This is a genomic window from Nitrospirillum amazonense, from assembly GCF_029594735.1.
Taxonomy (GTDB): Bacteria; Pseudomonadota; Alphaproteobacteria; order Azospirillales; family Azospirillaceae; genus Nitrospirillum; species Nitrospirillum amazonense.
Window position 1 is genome coordinate 425,878 of the sequence record NZ_JARPAF010000003.1, and the last position, 17,761, is coordinate 443,638.

The following is a 17,761-nucleotide window of genomic DNA, read 5'->3' on the forward strand; positions in this document are numbered from 1 at the left end:
GCCGTCAGCGGATCACGACACCCAGCTCGGCGAAGGCCACCTGGCCCTCGCCCCCCGCGGCCCGGGTGATTTCCAACCGCAGGAAGCGGCCGATGCGCACCTCGGGGAACATCACGCGCTGCTCACCCGTGTTGGCGGCGATGTTGGCGAACTCCCCCGCCACCACCGGCCCCCAGGTCTTGCCATCGGCGCTGACCTGGAAGCGGTAGTCGCCCGGCGCGCCCACCCCCGGGGGACGCTGGCCCGCCGGCAGCAGGGTGACACCCTTCAGCGGGCGTATGGCCCCCAAATCCACCACGACCTCATGCGGCAAGCCCCGCCCGCCGGTGACCCACAGGCTGCCGAGGTCGTCATCGATGATCGCCTCGGCCCCCGGCGCCGTGGCCGACACCACTCGCCAGTCCGCCTTGGACACGTCGAACCGGCGCATGGCGACGCCGCTGCTGGCACCAGTGCGCGGCAGGTGGCAGATGGCCTGGACGATACCGCCATCCGGCAAGGGGAAGGGATCCTGGTAAAGGGGGGAGCGTAGGCTCGGAACCTCGCCATCGGTGGTGTAGTGCAGGATGGCGCCCGGGATGTCGCTGGACAGCGCGACCAGGCCCCGGCGGTCGCGGCGGATGCCCGGTTCCTCCACCAGGTCGGGCAGGTGGAACAGCGCCACCTCGCGGATGGCCGGGCAAGCGTCCGCGTCCAGGATGCGCAGGCGCAGCCGGGTGGTGCTGACCGGCGCGGGCAGGCGCACCAGGCGCTGGCTGCCGATGGCGGTGTAGCGGGCGAGTTCCGCCCAGTTGCCCTGCCCGTCGTCCCAAACTTCCAGCGTGAAGGCGCCGATCCGCTGGCCCAGCGGCAAATATTCGCGCAGGCGCACGACGTTGAAGGTGCGCGCCTGGGGCCATTCCAGTGTCAGGTCGGCGGCGTGGGCGGTATCCGGCGGCGCCCAATAGCTGTCCGCCCGCCCATCCAGGACGTTGCCGGGGTCAAAACCGGGCCCGCGTACGGCATTCGCCTGGACCACGGCCCCTTGGGCCAGGTCCGTGCCGAAGGTGGCGCGCAGCAGATCGCCCCAGCCTTTCAGCACGCTGGCGTCATGGTCCGGAATGCGGCCGCGCCGGTCCGGCGGCAGGTTCAGGATCAGGTTGGCGCCCCGGCCGACGGACTCGAAATAGATCCGTGTCAGGCGCCCCACCGACTTCACGTCGGCATCCTCGCGCGCATGCCAGAACCAGCCGGGCCGCAGGGAAACGTCCACCTCCGCCGGGCGCCAGTGCGTCCCGCCGCGCACGCCATGCTCCCCAATCTCCTGTGTGTAGGGGGTATCGCCCACCGTGGCGCGGCAGGGGTCGCCGGCATACCCTTCCTCATTGCCAACCCAGCGCGCATCGGCGCCCCAAGGCCCATGGGCGTCGCGGCCCCAATTGCCCCAGATGACGGCGTCCGGCTGGTATTGCCGCACCAGGGCCCAGGTGTTGGTCCAGTCGTAATAGCTTTCGGCGTCGATGGAGCGCTTTTCCCGCGCCCCGCCGTAATAGCCGTCGCCCCCGTTGGCGCCATCGAACCACATCTCGAACAGGGGGCCGTAGCCTGTCAGCAGCTCACGCAGCTGATTGTGATAATAGGTGATGTAGGCGGGCCGGCCATACTCCGCGTGGTTGCGATCCCAGGGGGAAAGGTAGAGGCCAAACCGCAGGCCGGCCCGGCGGCAGGCGGCCGCCATCTCCCCCACGATGTCGCCCTGCCCGTTCTTGTAGGGGCTGTTGCGGATGCAGTGCTCGGTATGCCGCGTGGGCCAGAGGCAGAAGCCGTCGTGGTGCTTGGCGGTCAGGATCAGGCCCGTCAAGCCCGCCGCCTTGGCGGCCCCGGCGATCTGGTCGGCGCTGAAGTCCGTGGGGTTGAACAGGGCTGGCGATTCATCGCCATAGCCCCATTCCCGATCCGTGAAGGTGTTGATGCTGAAATGGACGAAGGCGTAGGCCGCCATTTCATGCCAGGCCAACTGCCGTGCCGTCGGCACCGCCCCCCAGGGTTGCGGCGCCGGCACCTGCCCCGCCGAGGCGCCCACCAGGGACAGCGCGCTGGAGGCGGCACCGGTCGCCAGGACGGCACGGCGCGACGGCAGGAACGGGCGGGACATCGGCAGGCTCCCCGGTATGGCTTATCATTAATGAAACTGAATTAAATTAATGATGCCATGCTTGCGGAAGCGTTTAAAGACCTAAACCCGCGTGGCGGTGAAGGACGGCGGCCGATCCTCCGCCGCGGCACCAAAGCGTGGGTTGGGCCTGGATCCCATGGTGAAGACCAGGCGGCCGCCCTGCACCAAGTCGGCATGCCGGATCCATGTCCGGGTATAGGGCTTGCCCTGCCAGGCGACCGACTGAATGTAGGGGCTGTCCGGGCCGTTGCCGATGGCCTCGATGGTCAGGGTCCGCCCCTCCCCCACCGTCACGTCCACCCGGTCGAACAGAGGGGAGCCGAAGACGTAGATTGGGGTAACCGGATCGACGGCGTACAGGCCCAAGGCACTCATCAGGTACCAGGCGCTCATCTGGCCGCAATCCTCATTTCCGGCCAGGCCGTCGGGATCCGCCCGGTACATGGTCTTCAGCAGGCTGCGCACACGCGCCTGGGCCTTATGGTGGGCGCCGGTGTAGGCGTAGAGATAGGCGATGTGGTGGCTGGGCTCATTGCCATGGGCGTATTGGCCCACCAGGCCGGCGATGTCGGGGGGGGCGTCGTCCGGCAGCTCGGAACTGGTGGTGAACAGCTCATCCAGCTTGGCCTCGAACGCCGCCGGGCCGCCGAACATCTCCATATAGCCGTAGATGTCATGCTGGTTCAGGAAGGTGGCCTGCCAGGCGTTGCTTTCCGTGAAGTCGCGCCACTTGCGGCTATGGCCCATGCCGCGCGGGTCGAAGGGCTGGGCCCAGCTTCCGTCGGTAAAGCGCGGGCGCATGAAGGTCACGTCGCGGTCGAACAGGTTGCGGTAATTCAGGGAGCGTCGGCGCAGCGCGTTGGCGTCGTCCGCCGCCCCGACGGCATCGCCCAGGCGGGCGATGGCCCAGTCGTCATAGGCGTACTCCAGTGTCTTGCTGACCGCCTCTTCCACCGTGTCGCTGGGGATGTAGCCCAGGTGCCGGTATTCCGGCAGACCGCTGGTCTGGGCCTGGAAGGCCTGCTTGCGGAAAACGGGCCAGGCCGCCTTGTAGTCGACGCCGGGTATGTTCTTGGCCGCCGCCTCGGCCACCACCACCGCCGAATGCCAGCCGATCATGCAGCCCGTCTCGGTACCCTGCAGGGGCCACACGGGCGGACCAGCGGGGCTTTCCTCCGCCATGCGCACCAGCCCACCGACGATGTCGCCCACACGGCCGGGCGGCTGGGCCAGGGTGAACAGCGGATGCAAGGCGCGATAGGTGTCCCATAGGGAATATGTGGAGTAGTTGTTGGCCCCCGCCGGCAACTGGCGCACCGTGCTGTCCATGGCGCGATAGCGGCCGTCCACATCGCTGAACAGCGTGGGCGCCAGCAGGGCGTGGTAGAGGGCGGTGTAGAAGATCTTGATGTCGGCGGCGTCACCACCCTTGGTGATGGCCAGCCGGCCCAGTTCCGCCTCCCACGCCGCGGCCGCCGCCGCGCGCACACCGTCGAAATCCCAGCCGGGGATTTCCGTGTCGAGGTTGCGCAGGGCGCCGTCGATGTCCACGGCCGACAGCCCCACCTTGACCAGCAGGGGGCCGCCGTGGGCGTCGGGCAGGTCCAGCACGCACTTCAGCGCCGCCCCTTCGACATCCTGCGCGCCCTCAGGCATGGCGTGGTCGTTGCTGTAGAACCGCGCGCCGGCGAAGGGGCGCGACAGCTTCATCGCGAAGTAGATGACCCGCCCCTGCCCCCATTGGTGGACATGGCGCCCGCCCACCAGCGTGTCCTTGCCCACCAGGCGCAGCGAGGCGCCGGTGATGCGGGTGACGGAGCCGGCGGGGTCCTGGAAGCCGTGGGCGAAGTCAATCAGCAGGTGGGCGCCGGCCGTGTCAGGGAAGTAGTAACGGTGCAGGCCCGCCCGCGCCGTGGCCGTCAACTCCGCTTCGATGCCGCTGTCCTTCAGCCGCACGCGGTAGTAACCAGGCGTCGCCTGTTCGTCCGCATGGTCGAAGCGGGCGCGGTATCCTTCATCCGGGCTTTCCAGCGTACCGGGGTCCAGGCGGACGGGGCCGACCCGGGGCACCACCAGCACGTCCAGCATGTCGCCCACGCCGGTGCCGCTGAGATGGGTGTGGGAAAAGCCCAGAAGGCTGCGATCCTGGATATGATAGCCGGAGCAGGCGTCCCAGCCGGCGGTGTTGGTGTCGGGGCTCAGCTGCACCATGCCGAAGGGCACGGTGGCGCCGGGGTAGGTGTGACCATGGCCGCCGGTGCCGATGAAGGGGTCGACGTGGCGGCAAAAGCCCCCGCCGGCTTTCGGCCCCGTGCCGGCGACCGCGGTGCCGACACCGCCCGCCAGCGGCACCAGGGCCGTGGCAGCCACACCGCCCAGCAGGTCACGCCGTGTCATCATGGAAAGGCCCTCCGTCATCATCGGCTCAGGTCAAAGGCTGGCGCAGCAGCGCCGGCTTGCGCGCCATCAGGTCCAGGATCAGTTCGCCGAACAGGCTGTTGGCCCAGGCGAACCAGGGTCGGGTGAAATGGCCGGGATCGTCCTGGCCGAAAGCCTCGTGCATGAAGCCGGTGCCGGCGTGCGTGGTCTTAAGCCATACCAGGCACTGGCGGATTTCCGCGTCGTCGTCGCTGGTCAGGGCCCGCACGATCAGCGACATGGGCCAGATCATGCCCAGGCCGACATGCGGCCCGCCGACCCCCTCCGCCGCGCGGCCCCGGAAGAAATAGGGGTTGCGGCCACTCAACACCCGTTGCCGGGTACGCCGGTACAGCGGGTCCCCGGCGTCACAGCAGCCGAGATAGGGCAGGCTGAGAAGGCTGGGCACGTTGGCGTCATCCAGGAACAGGGCGTTGCCGAAACCGTCGACCTCATAGGCCCAGACCTCCTGCCCCTCTCCATCCGCGATGCGGCCGTTCCGCGTCAGCGCCACCGCCACGGTGTCCGCAAGGCTGTGGCAGGCGTTGGCCAGGGCGATGTCGCCATGGATGGCCTGCGCCATGTCGGCGAGCTGGCGCAGGCTGGCCACGGCGAACAGGTTGGCAGGGACGAGGAAGGGCAGCACGCAGGCGTCATCCGACGGCCGGAACATGGAATGGATCAGCCCGACCTTGGCCGTGGGGGCGCCGTAGCCGTCCAGCGGCAGCGTGTCGCTGGGCGTTTCGCTGGTGCGCTGGAAGCGGTAGGGCCCGGGCCCGTCCAGCCGCTGCTGCTCACGGAAGGTGCGCACCACCTGGGCCATGGCCTGGCGCCAGGCGGCGTCGAAGGGGACGGTGTCACCCGTCGCCCGCCAATAGCCGTGGGACAGGCGGATGACGTGGCACAGGCTGTCCACCTCCCACTTCCGCTCAGCCACCCCGGGCTTCATCTCCGTCATGTCCTCCTTGGCCCAGCTCAAGGGCGTGGTGGCATCGGCGTCTCGGCTGAAGGCGTTGGCGTAGGGGTCGATCAGGATGCAGCGCGCCTGGCGGCGGATCAGCCCCTGGTAGAGGTGGCGCAGGGCCGCGTCCCGCCGCGCCAGCGGCAGATAGGGCCAAACCTGGGCGGAACTGTCGCGCAGCCACAGGCAGGGGATGTCGCCGGTGATGACGAAGGCGTCAGGGCCGCCGTCCAGGGATCCTAAGGATACCGTGGTGTCCAGGGTGTTGGGATAGCAGTTCTGGAACAGCCAGTAGAGTTCCGGGTCGGCGATGGCGGCGCGGGCATCCCGTATCACCGCCTCCACCGCCGGGCTCATGCAGCCCCGGGCGGCGGGTGCGGGGCGCCGGCCGGCCGGGATGGGCGCGGCGGCGGCACGAAGCGGACCCGACAGGCCCATACCCACGCCGGCCACGGCCATAGTCAGCACATCTCGGCGATTAGGCATCCACAACCCATGTCCGGGGCCCGTGATGGGAATGGGCCGGTTCCGCCGGCCTCATCCCCCGCAGAATAGGGAAAGGCCCTGGTGACCGCCACCAGGACCTTTCGTCTCAGCGCAGGATCAGTAGCTGTACTTCATGCTGACCAGGATGGTCCGGCCCGTCTCCACCACGTCGGAGATGGCCAGGCTTTCCTTGCCGATGTGCGACCAGTAGGAGACGTCGTCGAACAGGTTGGCCACCGACAGGTCGGCCCGCACGCCATAGCCGAAGTCGTAGCCGGCATGCAGATCCACCCGCTGGGACGAACGGACCCACAGGTCATCCCAGCTGCTGCCCAGGCCCAGGTAGTCGTACTGGGCCACATAGGCGCCGGTGTAGTGGTAGATCAGGTCCAGGGTGAAGCCATCCTTTTCATAGAAGGCCTCGATATTGGCCATCCATTCCGGGGCGTTCTGGATGCGCTCGTTCGGGTCCAGCCCGGCGGCCTTGGTATCGACCGAGGTCCACTGCCGCGTGAGGTTGGCACCGATGCCGAAACCGTCGAACGGCGCCGGCATGTCCTGGAACTTCTGCCGGGCGGACAGTTCGACGCCATAAACCTGGCCGTCCCCACCGTTGGTGGGATGATGGAAGATCACGGAGTTGCTGTTGGTGACAGCCGGGTTCGAATAGGTGCTGCCGTTGTCGTAGATGTAGTTGGACAGCTGCTTGGCATAGCCCGCCACAACCAACGTACCGCCGTGGCCGCTGTCCCACTGGCCGGAGACGTCGTAATTAACGGCGGTGATGGCCTTCAGGTTGGGGTTGCCCTCGGTGATGGTGGTGACGCCGTTGGAGATGCTGGTCTGCGACCCGCCGCCCAACTGCACGAAGGGCGGACGGGTGTAGCTGGTCCAGATGGCCGCGCGGTAGACCGAATTGTCGTCGGGCCGGTAGTTGGCGAAAATGCTGGGCAGGGGCTCGTTGTAATGGGTGCCGTTATAGCCCCAGTGGCCCGCCAGCTCATTGCCGTCGGCATCATGCGGCGTCACCCAGAAGGTGTTGTGGATGGCCGTGTGTTCGAACCGGAAGCCCGGGATGACCTCCAGGTCGTTGAACTTCAGGTTGGCCATCACATAGGCCGCCGTGACCGCCTCGGTGCCCTTCTGCGTGTTGCAGTTCCAGTTGTTGACGTAGAGGCTGCTGCAGCTGTCCAGGTTGCTGGGGCTGGAATAGGTGTTGTACAGGCGGAACAGGGCGGCCTGGTCGATGACCGGCACCGGCCAGTTGTAGACGCCGGGGTAGACCGCGGAATAGTTGCCGTTGATGATGCCCAGAGAACCAAAGGTGCGGCCGTCGGTGAAGTTGCCGTTGTACCAATCGCGGTTGGTCACCTGGCGCTCGCTGTCCTGATACTTCACGCCGAACTTGATGTATTCCAGCGGGCCGGCGTTCACGTCGTACCGGGTGTCCAGCTTGGCGCCGCCGCGCACCTGGCCGCTGTACTGCTCCGTCAGTTCACCCCGGTCGCGGGCCGGCAGGCTAGCGACATTACCCAGCTGCGAGATGATCTGCGAGCCGACCAGCGGATAGGGCAGGTCGTTCACATATGTCGCCAGGACGTTGTTGCCGTAGGCGAAGCCGTTGCCGTCGTTCTGAGTGGACCGGGTGGAGATTTCGATATGGTTGGGGCGGTCGTTGTCGCCCCAGCTCAGGAACACGCTGGGGCTGAAGGTCCAGTTGCCCCACTTCTTCTCCCCGCCCAGCTGGGCGGTCGCCAGATCGGAATATTCCGGGTTGGTCTCGTACCACAGGCGGGTGGACAGGTACTGGATGTTGGGGTGGTAGAGGCCCGTGCTGCCAATTTGGTCGTAGGTCACATTCATGCCGACCAGCTGGCTCAGCGTGCTGTTCTGTTCCGTCTGCGCCACGGCGTAGCCTAGGCGGAAATAGGCGCTGGTGGTGTCGTCCGGCCGCCAGTCCAGCGAGACGTTGCCGCCATAGCGCTCGGTATAGCCGGAGGAGACGCCGGCGTTGAAACCCGTGGTCTCCAGATTCTTGGACGGGTCCAGGTTGCTGGGGTTGCTGCCATCGGCATTGGCCACGGCGAAGGCCCAGGCGTTGTCGCAGCAAGTGGACTCCATCACCGCGCCCATTTCGCTGTTGGCGTAGTGGCGGATGTCGTAATAGGCGCTTACATAGACGCCGAACTGGTTGTCGCGGCCGAACTTGCCCGCCGCCTCACCCGCCAGGCCGTAGCCCAGGCTGCTCTTGTTGTAATCCTCCGCCCGCGTCTCCAGCCGGCCGCTGGCCGTGAAGCTGAACATCAGCGGCTGGTTGTAGTCGAAGGCCGTGGGCGTGCGGAAATCGACGGTGCCGCCGATGGCGTCGCCGTCCATGTCGGCCTTGGACGTCTTGTTGACGACAATCGTGTTCAGGCCGGATGGCGGCAGCAGGCTCAACTGCACCTCGCGGCTGTAGGGCATGCCCTGGGCGACGTTGACGCCGTTGATCAGGTTGACGTTGTACTCGCCGTTCAGGCCGCGGATGGAAGTGAACATGCCCTCACCGCGCGAGGCGCCGTCGATGCCGCCCACGAAGGACTGGCCGGTGTTCATGACGTTCACGCCGGGCAGCAGCCCCAGCGCCTCGGCCACGTTGTGCACCGCCGTGTGCTCCAGGTCCGCCGCCGACATGACGTCGACGGTGTTGCTGGCGTTCATCTGCAGGCTGGAGGCTTGGTAGCGGTTGGCGGCGACGATGATCTCTTCCAGGGCGGCGGTGTAGGCCTCGAAGCTGACCGTCACGGCACCATCCCTGGGCACGGTCACGCGGGTCGAGCTGGTGTGCAGGCCGGGGCGTGAGGCGGTGACCGTGTAACTGCCCTCGGGAATGTTAGCCAGGGTGAAGGTCCCGTCCTCGCCCGAGGCGGTGGAATAGCCGGTACCGGGAATGGTGATGGCCGTGGCGGCCAACGGCTTGCCGGTGCCCGGGTCCACGATCGTGCCGGTGATGCTACCTGCGATAGCCGGCAGCGAGAACGCCATCACCGTCGATCCCGCCAGAAGGCCAGCCCTGAATTTGCCCAGGCCCATATCTTGCTCCCCGATTTTAGTGGAGCGGCGGCCGGTTTCACCGGGGCAACGGTCCCCGGGGAAAGGGTGGTTCAGCGCGCCGTTCTACCTACACAGGAACGCCTGGCCGGCGGCCAAGTCAATTCATTTTTTCTATTTTCTTTATTTTTGATCTAAAAATTTCATTCTATGCCGCCCCTCATATGAAACCTGGGCTCATGAAGATGGAAGGGGGGGCCGGCGAAGATATTGGAATTGCTTGCATTGCCGGATCAAGCCATACGGCCGTATCGGTCAATAGAGTGGCCATGCCTCAAGGTGATGTTTGACATGGGCGCGGGAAAGCGCGCTTTCCCTAGTCTTGCGCAGGCGCATCGCCACCTGCCGATGTAAAGCCCCGGACCATACGAACCCTTGGATGCGCCAACGGTTTCAGGCGGCACCGGACACCCCGCCCTTTTGCCGACTCGCGAAGGTTGTCACCGCGGCGGCCAAATGGAAAATAATTTCCACAATATCGTGTTTGGGAATATATTTATCGAAACAGGCTCCGCACACGACAGGGAAAGCCGACGCCATGGCCGTCATCCGCCGCCGCCTCGCCACCATTCTGGCCGGAACCGCCCTCGCCACCCTCATGGCGCTCGGGACGCAAGCCAGGGCGGATACCGCCCCGCCGGGCATGGCCCAGGCCTATGCGCCGACGGCGGAGAACCTGGCCGCGCGGCAGTGGTTCCAGGATGCCCGATTCGGCATCTTCCTGCACTGGGGCCTGTATAGCGAACTGGGTGGCGCCGGCAAGATGGGTATCGCCGAATGGATCATGGATGAGAACCAGATCCCCGCCCGCCATTACGAACGCCTGGCCCGGTTCTTCAACCCCACCGCCTTCGACGCCGACGCCTGGGCCCAGACCTTCAAGGCGGCGGGCGCCCGCTACGTCGTCATCACGTCGAAGCACCATGAGGGCTTCGCCATGTTCGCCAGCAAGGCCAGCCCCTACAACGTCGTCGACGCCACCCCCTTCCATCGCGATCCGCTGGCCGAACTGGCCGCCGCCTGCCGCAAGGCCGGGCTGAAGCTGTTCTTCTATTATTCGCAGCTGGACTGGCACCATCCTGACTATTTCCCCCAGGGTACGACAGGCCATGCCTCGGAACGGCCGGCCGGCGGCGACTGGGACCGCTACATCGATTTCGAACAGGCGCAGCTGCGCGAGCTGCTGACCCATTACGGGCCTATCGGCGGCATCTGGTTCGACGGCTGGTGGGACCAAAAGGACACGGCCATGCGCGACCGCTGGCGCCTGGATGAGACCTACCGCCTGATCCACAGCCTGCAGCCGGCCGCCCTGATCGGCAACAACCACCACCAGACACCCTTCCCCGGCGAAGACTTCCAGATGTTCGAGCGCGACCTCCCGGGCGAGAACAGCATGGGCTTCAACAAGGCCGGCGTCAGCGCCCTGCCCCTGGAAATGGCCGAAACCATGAACGGATCCTGGGGCTTCAACATGATCGACGACCAGTACAAGTCGACGGCGACCCTGATCCGCAGCCTCGTGGGCGCCGCCGGCCGCAACGCCAACTTCCTGATGAACACCGGCCCCATGCCCAATGGCGAGCTGCAGCCGGAGAACGTCCAGACGTTGAAAGAAATGGGACAATGGCTGAGACGCTATGGCGAAAGCGTCTACCAGACCCGGGGCGGCCCCGTGACGCCGCGCCCCTGGGGCGTCACCACCCAGGCGCCGGGACGCGTCTATGTTCATGTCCTGGACTGGAAGGATGGGCCCCTGTTCCTGCCCCTGACCCAGGCCGTGCGCAAGGCGACCCTGCTGCGCGACGGCAGCGCCGTGCCGGTACAGCCCCGGCCGGACGGGCTGGAACTGACCCTGCCGGCGGCGACGGGCGAGGCCATGGACGGTTGGGACCGGGTGATCCGCCTGGATCTCAGCCCCTGACCGGGCCCGTCAGCGGCGCATGATCCAGTCGTGCGCGGGGTCGTTGCGGAATATCCAGCGCCGCTCCGGCCCCGCCATCACGTTGAGGTAATAGAGGTCGTAACCGTGGGGTGCGCCCACCGGATGATAGCCCCGGGGGACCATGACCACGTCGCCGTCCTGCACGCAGATGGTCTCATCCAGGCTGCGATCGTCGGTGTAGACGCGCTGGAACGCGAAGCCCTGCGGTGGGTTCAGACGGTGGTAGTAGGTTTCCTCCAGCGCCGTCTCATGCCCGGCCTCGGCCGTGTCGTGCTTGTGCGGCGGATAGCTGGACCAGTGGCCACCGGGGGTGATGACCTCCACCACCAGCAGGCTGTCGGCCGGCTTGCCCTCCGGCAGGATGTTGCGGACATGGCGGGTGTTCGTGCCCTGGCCCCGCACCTCGCGCGGCATCTCATCCGCCGCGATGACGCGGGCCTGGGCGCCGGCCCGGCCCGGGGCGGTACAGACCGCCAACTCGACGGCATTCGTCGCCACCACACCATAGGACTGGCCCGCCGGCACATAGACCGCGCCCGGCGCCTTGTCCTCGAACACGCTGGCGCGGCCGCCGACGGGGCCCAGGTCCTGGTCCCCCGCCGTCACCCGCGCCGTGCCCGACAGCACCACCAGGCAGGTCTCGCGCCCCGACTCCGCCCCGTCGAGGGTCTGGCCCGGCGCCAGCCGGTGCAGGCGGAAACCGACATGGGTCCAGCCAGCACTTTCCGGCGTCACCTCCAGCACGCGGCCATCGCCGCCGGGCGCCTGGGAACGCACCAGCAGGGGCGACGCGCTCATGACGCCACCGTCAGACCGGCACCCGCCGCCGCCTGCTGCAGGTGGCGCAGGCCCATCTCGCCGTACTGGCGCGGGTCGGCCTTGGCGGGATCCTGTTCCGCCTCGATGATGACCCAACCGCTGTAGCCGATGTCGGCCAGGGCCCGCATGACGGCGGCATAGTCCAGGCGGCCGTCGCCGGGCACCGTGAACATGCCGTCCAGCACACCGTCCAGAAAGCTGCCACCCCGGTTCATCAGCGCCTGGAACACCGGCTGGCGTACGTCCTTGCAATGGACATGGGCCACGCGGGCCGAATGGGCGCGGATGACATCCACGGCGTCGATGCCGCCCAGGGCGGCGTGGCCGGTGTCCACCGTCAGGCCCACCGACGGGCCGGTATGGGCCAGGAACTGGGCCAGATCATCCGGCCGTTCCACCACTGTGCCCAGGTGATGGTGATAGGCGAAGCGCAACCCCTGCCCCGCGATATAATCGGCGACCTCGGTCAGCCGGCGGCCGAAGACGGCCCACTCGGCGGCGTCCAGCCGGGGCGTCTGCGCCAGCGGGCGGGCGCGGTCGCCATGGATGGCGTTACTGGTCTCGGCATGGACAAAGACGGTGCTGCCCATGGCCTTCAGCAAGGCCAGATGCCCCTGCAAGGCGGCAATCTCGGCCGCCGCGTCATGGGCCAGCAGGTTGCCGCTGTACCACCCGCCCACCAGGTCCAGGCCATGAGCGGCCAACAGGGGCCTCAGCGCCTGCGGATCGCGGGGGAACTTGCCGCCCAGCTCTATCCCGCTGAACCCGATGGCGCGGGCGTCGGCCAGCACCGTTTCCACCGGCGTCGCCCCGCCCAGTTCGGGCATGTCGTCGTTGATCCAGGCGATAGGACTGACGCCGAAGCGGATGGCCCCAGAGCGGACGGACATGGCGGTTGATCTCCCTAACGTTGGTCTTTTGTCTTCTCGTCATACGCCGCGCGGGCCTGGCGGACGGCCGCCCGGTCGGACACCTCGGGCACGGCCACGTCCCACCAGGCGCCGCCGGCGTCGGTGGACACGGCCGGGTCGGTGTCGATGACGATGACGTACACACCCTTGCCCGATCGCGCCTCGGCCAGGGCAGCCTCCAGCGCGGCAATATCCGCGACCTTGCGCGCCGCGGCGCCCAGGCTGGCGGCATGGGCGGCGAAGTCGATGGCCGGCAGGGCCGCGTGGCGCGTATCGGCCAGCAAATTATTGAAGGGGGCGCCGCCGGTGGCGCGCTGCAAGCGGTTGATGCAGCCGTAGCCGCGGTTGTCCAGCACGGTGATGGTCAGCTTCAGGCCCAGCATGACGGCCGTGGCGATCTCGGAATTCATCATGAGATAGCTGCCGTCGCCCACCACGACGTGGACCTCGCGATCCGGCTCCGCCATCTTCACGCCCAGGCCGCCGGCAATCTCATAGCCCATGCAGGAATAGCCGTATTCCACGTGGTAACCGCCGGGCCGGCGCACCCGCCACAGCTTGTGCAACTCCCCCGGCAAACCGCCTGCGGCGCAGACGACCACCGCATCCTCGGCCGCCTGGCGCCATAGGGCACCCAGCACCTGGGCGTCCGTGGGCAGGACGTTATCGCCCCCCGGGGCCCCCGGCGCGGCCATCGCCGCCTCCCACGCCTGATCCCAGGCCAGCGCCGGGTCCGCCAGGGCCCGCGTCCAGTCCGCCGGCACGCGCCAGCCGGCCAGCAGCGGCGCCAGGGCCGCCAGCACGGCGGCGGCATCGCCCACCACGCCCACGGCACCCTGCTTAGCCGCGTCGTGGGCCGAAACGTTGACCTGCACCAGCGTGCGCGCCGTCCCCCGGAACAGGGCGCGGGATCCGGTGGTAAAATCCTGCAGGCGCGTGCCAATGCCGATGACCAGGTCCGCCTCGGCCGCCGCGGCGTTGGCCACGCCGGTACCGGTGACGCCCACGGCGCCCAGGTTGGACGGGTGATCCCAGGGCAGTGCCCCCTTGCCCGCCTGCGTCTCCGCCACCGGAACGCCGGTGGCCGCCGCCAGGTCGGCCAGCCGAGCTTCCGCCCCAGCGTACAGCACGCCGCCGCCGGCAATGATCAACGGCCGCCGCGCACTCCGGATGCGCACCACCAGGTCGGCCAGGTCATAGGGGTCGGCCGGCGGGCGGCGGATGCGCCACAGGCGGGGGGCGAAGAAATCCTCGGGATAATCCCAAGCCTCGGCCTGCACATCCTGGCAAAAGGCCAGGGTGACGGGGCCGCAGGCAGCGGGATCGGTCAGGACCGCCATGGCCTTGGGCAGGGCGTCCAGGATCTGCTCGGGCCGCGTCAGCCGGTCGAAATAGCGTGAGACCGGCCGGAAACAGTCGTTGGCCGACACCGTGCCGTCGCCGAAATCCTCGATCTGCTGCAGTACCGGATCCGGCCGGCGGCTGGCATAGACGTCGCCCGGCAGGAACAGCACGGGCAGGCGGTTGACATGGGCCAGGGCGGCCGCCGTCACCATATTGGTGGCGCCCGGCCCGATGGAGGTGGTGCAGACCATGGCCCGCCGGCGGCGCGCCTGCTTGGCGAAGGCGATGGCGGCGTGGGCCATGGCCTGCTCGTTATGGGCGCGATAGGTGGGCAGGGCGTCCTGGCTGGCCTGCAGCGCCTCCCCCAGCCCCGCCACGTTGCCATGGCCGAAGATGGCCCAGCAGCCGGCGAAATAGGGCACCGCTTGCCCGTCCGCGCCCTCGACCCGTTGCGCCGCCAGATAGCGCACAGTCGCCTGGGCCGCCGTCAGGCGCAGCACCCTGCCGCTCACGCCTTTTGCCCTTCAGTCACGGCCGCGCGGGCCTGCCGCCAGGCGTCCACCAGGGTCTTCAGCTTGCCCGCCATCATGGCCACCACCTGTTCATCGTCCAGCCGGTTGGCAAGCCAGCCGCGCGCAACATCATAGAAGATGGTCCGCCCGACGGCGAAGCCCTTGACGATGCCCGAGGGGGCCGCCGCCTGGAAGGAGGCCAGCAGTTCCTTCTCCGGCGCCGAGAGGCCCAGCAAGACCACGCCCCGGCAATAGGGGTCGTTTTCCAGCACGGCCCCCTCGATATTGCGCCAGGCTTCGGGATCGGTCACCGGCTCCAGCTTCCACCAGTCCGGCTTGATGCCCAGGGCGTACAGGCGGCGGATGCCGCGGGCCACCGTCATGGCATCGACCGGCAATCCGGCCGGCACGATCATCTCGACCAGCAGTTCATGCCGCGTCTTGCGACAGGCATCGAACAGGCGCAGCAGCTGCCGCTCCTGCCGGTCGCGCAGGTCGGCGGCGTCGTCCGGGTGATAGAAGACCAGGCACTTGACCACATGGTGCAGCGGCCATTCCGCCAGCTCCGTCGCCACGTCGGCGGAGCTTTCGAACACCAGCGGGCGGGACTTGGGTTCCTCGATGGGGCGCCCGATCCAATAGGGGTCGTCGGCGGAACTGGCCAGGGCCGCGAAGCCATAGCGGCCATCCAGCAGCAGGCCGAAGCGGTCGTCGCCGCCGGCCACCGTTTCCACCGCCCGCAGGGCCAGGGCCTTGAACAGCGGGATGCGGGCCGGGTCGGCGCCCAGCTCCGCCACCAGATCCTCGAACTGGCTGCGGTGGTCCACGGCCAGCACCGTCAGCTCGTCATAGCGCCGCCGTCGGGTGGTGGCCCAGTGGATGTGTTCCAGTTCGGCGCTGTCGCGCAGGCGGTGGGGCAGGCTGGGCTGGGCCAGGAACCATTCCAGTTCCGGCCAGGTGGGCATGGCGGGGGCGCAGCCGTGGCGCGACACGACGATGGCGCCGCAGGCGTTGCCCCAGGCGCAGCAACGCTCCAGCGGCTCATCGCGCAGCCAGCCGCGCAGGAAGCCCGCCATGAAGGCGTCGCCGGCGCCCAGGACGTTGAACACCTCGACCGGGAAGCCGGCCACCACGACGCCCTCTGCCAGGGTGGCCGGAATGGCACCGGGGAAGGCGGTGCAGCCACCCGCCCCCTGCTTGCAGACGATGACGGCGCCGGTCTGGGCGCGGATGGCGCCCAGCGCCGCCAGCGTGTCGGTCACGCCGCCCAGGATGTGGATTTCCTCCTCCGTGCCGACGATCAGGTCGCACAGCGGCAGCACCTCGCGCAGGCGGGTGGTGACGCCCTCATGTGCAACAAAACGATCCTCGCCCCGGTCGCGGCCAGCCAGGCCCCACAGCACCGGTCGGTAGTCGATGTCGAACACCACCCGACCGCCGTTTTCTTTCACCAGCCGTGCCGCCGCCACGCTGGCGGCGAAGGCCTGGGGCTGGGACAGGTGGGTGCCGTTGATCAGCACCGCGCCGGTATGGCGCAGCCAGTCGCGGTCCAGATCCTCCACGTCCAGCGCCATGTCGGCGCAGTTCTCGCGATAGAAGATCAAGGGAAAGTTTTCGCGGTCGCGGATGCCCAGGACCACCAGGGCGGTCAGCCGGTCGGGGTCGGAGACGACACCGGTGACGTCCACCCCTTCCCGCTCCAGCTCTTCCCGGATGAAGCGGCCCATATGGTCCGCCCCCACCCGGGTGATAAGGCCAGTGCGCAGGCCCAGGCGGGCGCCGCCGGCCGCGGTGTTGGTGGGACTGCCGCCCAGGTACTTGGCAAAGGACGCCATGTCCTCCAGCCGGCCGCCGACCTGCTGGCCGTAGAGGTCAACGCTGGATCGGCCGATGGCGATCAGATCCAGCGACTTGGGACGGGTTTGGACGGGGGATTGCGCAGAAGACGCCATGCCGGTTCCAGCCTTGGGGGCGCCGGATCAGCGCCCGATAGAATGGAACGTATATTCCACGTTTCATGTTTTTGTAAATAACGTATCGCCAAATGGGTCAGGCTTTCCGGCGGCGGGGCCGCGATACGCCCCTGGCGCTCGCCCGTTCGCGCTCGAACGCCAGGCTGATCACCAGGGTTTGCGCCAGGCACAGCGAGGCCGCCAGCGACCGGAAGCCGCGCACCTCGGACTCGCGCACCTGCAGGACATGGACCGCCATCTTGGCCATGGGGCTCACCAGGCTGTCGGTGATGGTCAGGACCTTGGCGCCGGCGCCGGCCGCCGCCTCGACGGCGTGCACCGTTTCCTCGGCATAGGGGTGGTAGCTGACGGCGATCAGCAGGTCGGTTTCCCCGACCGCGCCCATCTGCTGGCTGGTCAGGCCGCCCACGCCATCGACGAAGATGGTGCGCTTGCCCACCTGTTGGAATGAATATGCCAAATAGGACGCCACCGGGAACGCGCGCCGAAAACCCATGATATACAGGGTTTGCGCCTGGTCGATCAGCTTCACGGCACGCGCGAGGTCGGCCTTGGTCATGGTCTGGCCCAGGTTTTCCAGCGCCAGCGTGTCGCGTTCCACGAATTCCGCCAGCAGGTCGCCGTCGTCGCCGGCCCCCGCCTGGTGGTCCAGGGCGGCATTGAATTGGCGCACGCGCTCGCCATAGCCCAAGGCGGTGTGGTTGGCCAACAGGCCGTCGCGCAGCAGGCGCTGCATGGGCATGGCGCCGGAATAGCCCAGCGCCTTGGCGAAGCGGACGATGGCCGAAGGCTGGACGCCCGAGCGTTCCGCCACCACGGCCAGGGTTTCCAGCGCGAGGTCGTCCGGATGATCCAGGACAAAGCGTGCGATCTGCTGCAGCCGCTTGCTGAAGGTGTCATAGCGTTCCAATATGGCGGCCCGCAGCTCCTCGGCCGTGCGCGGCACGGTGGCACTCCCCGTCATCGCCCCTCCAAAATCCTATGTGGCCCCAAGAATAGACTCTCACCGGGTGAAGGCAACGCCACCCGGCGTTATGGATATTCCATCATACCCCATGGTATGATATTTTCATTCCATAATGTGATGATGACCGCCCCGCTGGCGCCGAAACCGGCCAGCCGGGCGGCCAGGCCTTGACAGGGAGCC

General features: G+C 67.8%; 10 protein-coding genes. 1 reads left to right on the forward strand and 9 read right to left on the reverse strand.

Annotated elements, in window-relative coordinates; all coding sequences use genetic code 11:
* Positions 1-4: 4 nt before the first annotated feature.
* From P5F91_RS20130 to P5F91_RS20145, 4 genes are all read right to left on the reverse strand, one after another.
* The gene (locus tag P5F91_RS20130) at positions 5-2,134 is read right to left on the reverse strand and encodes an alpha-L-fucosidase (protein WP_246134467.1); all 2,130 of its coding nucleotides are present in this window, start codon (positions 2,132-2,134) and stop codon (positions 5-7) included.
* 81 nt (positions 2,135-2,215) lie between these two features.
* Entirely contained in the window at positions 2,216-4,555 is a 2,340-nt protein-coding gene (locus P5F91_RS20135; RefSeq protein ID WP_277908085.1) for a GH92 family glycosyl hydrolase, read from the reverse strand.
* A gap of 25 nt (positions 4,556-4,580) precedes the next feature.
* Entirely contained in the window at positions 4,581-6,020 is a 1,440-nt protein-coding gene (locus P5F91_RS20140; RefSeq protein ID WP_277908086.1) for a glycoside hydrolase family 125 protein, read from the reverse strand.
* 117 nt (positions 6,021-6,137) lie between these two features.
* Positions 6,138-9,044: a TonB-dependent receptor gene (locus P5F91_RS20145; protein WP_277908087.1), complete on the reverse strand. Its 2,907-nt coding sequence runs from the start codon at positions 9,042-9,044 to the stop codon at positions 6,138-6,140.
* Between the two features lie 604 nt (positions 9,045-9,648).
* Between P5F91_RS20145 and P5F91_RS20150 the strand changes: the two genes are divergently transcribed.
* Positions 9,649-11,034, forward strand: coding sequence for an alpha-L-fucosidase (locus P5F91_RS20150; RefSeq protein ID WP_277908088.1), 1,386 nt, complete (start codon positions 9,649-9,651; stop codon positions 11,032-11,034).
* Positions 11,035-11,043: 9 nt separating this feature from the next.
* Here P5F91_RS20150 and iolB read toward each other — a convergent pair whose 3' ends face one another.
* The 5 genes from iolB to P5F91_RS20175 form a co-directional block, all read right to left on the reverse strand.
* Positions 11,044-11,853, reverse strand: a complete 810-nt coding sequence (gene iolB / locus P5F91_RS20155) for a 5-deoxy-glucuronate isomerase (RefSeq protein WP_277908089.1) — start codon at positions 11,851-11,853, stop codon at positions 11,044-11,046.
* The gene (gene iolE / locus P5F91_RS20160; protein WP_277908090.1) at positions 11,850-12,764 is read right to left on the reverse strand and encodes a myo-inosose-2 dehydratase; all 915 of its coding nucleotides are present in this window, start codon (positions 12,762-12,764) and stop codon (positions 11,850-11,852) included. Before iolE ends, iolB begins: the two co-directional genes overlap by 4 nt.
* A gap of 14 nt (positions 12,765-12,778) precedes the next feature.
* On the reverse strand, positions 12,779-14,641 hold the full coding sequence (gene iolD / locus P5F91_RS20165) for a 3D-(3,5/4)-trihydroxycyclohexane-1,2-dione acylhydrolase (decyclizing) (RefSeq protein ID WP_277908091.1): 1,863 nt from the start codon (positions 14,639-14,641) through the stop codon (positions 12,779-12,781).
* Positions 14,638-16,593, reverse strand: a complete 1,956-nt coding sequence (locus P5F91_RS20170; protein ID WP_277908092.1) for a bifunctional 5-dehydro-2-deoxygluconokinase/5-dehydro-2-deoxyphosphogluconate aldolase — start codon at positions 16,591-16,593, stop codon at positions 14,638-14,640. The genes iolD and P5F91_RS20170 overlap by 4 nt, the downstream gene beginning before the upstream one ends.
* A gap of 97 nt (positions 16,594-16,690) precedes the next feature.
* Positions 16,691-17,578, reverse strand: coding sequence for a MurR/RpiR family transcriptional regulator (locus P5F91_RS20175; protein WP_145611860.1), 888 nt, complete (start codon positions 17,576-17,578; stop codon positions 16,691-16,693).
* Between the last annotated feature and the right edge of the window lie 183 nt (positions 17,579-17,761).

Excerpts from the sequence above, each read along its gene's own strand:
- P5F91_RS20130 (WP_246134467.1), bottom strand. The coding sequence starts at position 2,134 with ATGTCCCGCCCGTTCCTGCCGTCGCGCCGTGCCGTCCTGGCGACCGGT.
- P5F91_RS20135 (WP_277908085.1), bottom strand. The coding sequence starts at position 4,555 with ATGATGACACGGCGTGACCTGCTGGGCGGTGTGGCTGCCACGGCCCTG.
- P5F91_RS20140 (WP_277908086.1), bottom strand. The coding sequence starts at position 6,020 with ATGCCTAATCGCCGAGATGTGCTGACTATGGCCGTGGCCGGCGTGGGT.
- P5F91_RS20145 (WP_277908087.1), bottom strand. The coding sequence starts at position 9,044 with ATGGCGTTCTCGCTGCCGGCTATCGCAGGTAGCATCACCGGCACGATC.
- P5F91_RS20150 (WP_277908088.1), top strand. The coding sequence starts at position 9,649 with ATGGCCGTCATCCGCCGCCGCCTCGCCACCATTCTGGCCGGAACCGCC.
- iolB (WP_277908089.1), bottom strand. The coding sequence starts at position 11,853 with ATGAGCGCGTCGCCCCTGCTGGTGCGTTCCCAGGCGCCCGGCGGCGAT.
- iolE (WP_277908090.1), bottom strand. The coding sequence starts at position 12,764 with ATGTCCGTCCGCTCTGGGGCCATCCGCTTCGGCGTCAGTCCTATCGCC.
- P5F91_RS20170 (WP_277908092.1), bottom strand. The coding sequence starts at position 16,593 with ATGGCGTCTTCTGCGCAATCCCCCGTCCAAACCCGTCCCAAGTCGCTG.
- P5F91_RS20175 (WP_145611860.1), bottom strand. The coding sequence starts at position 17,578 with ATGACGGGGAGTGCCACCGTGCCGCGCACGGCCGAGGAGCTGCGGGCC.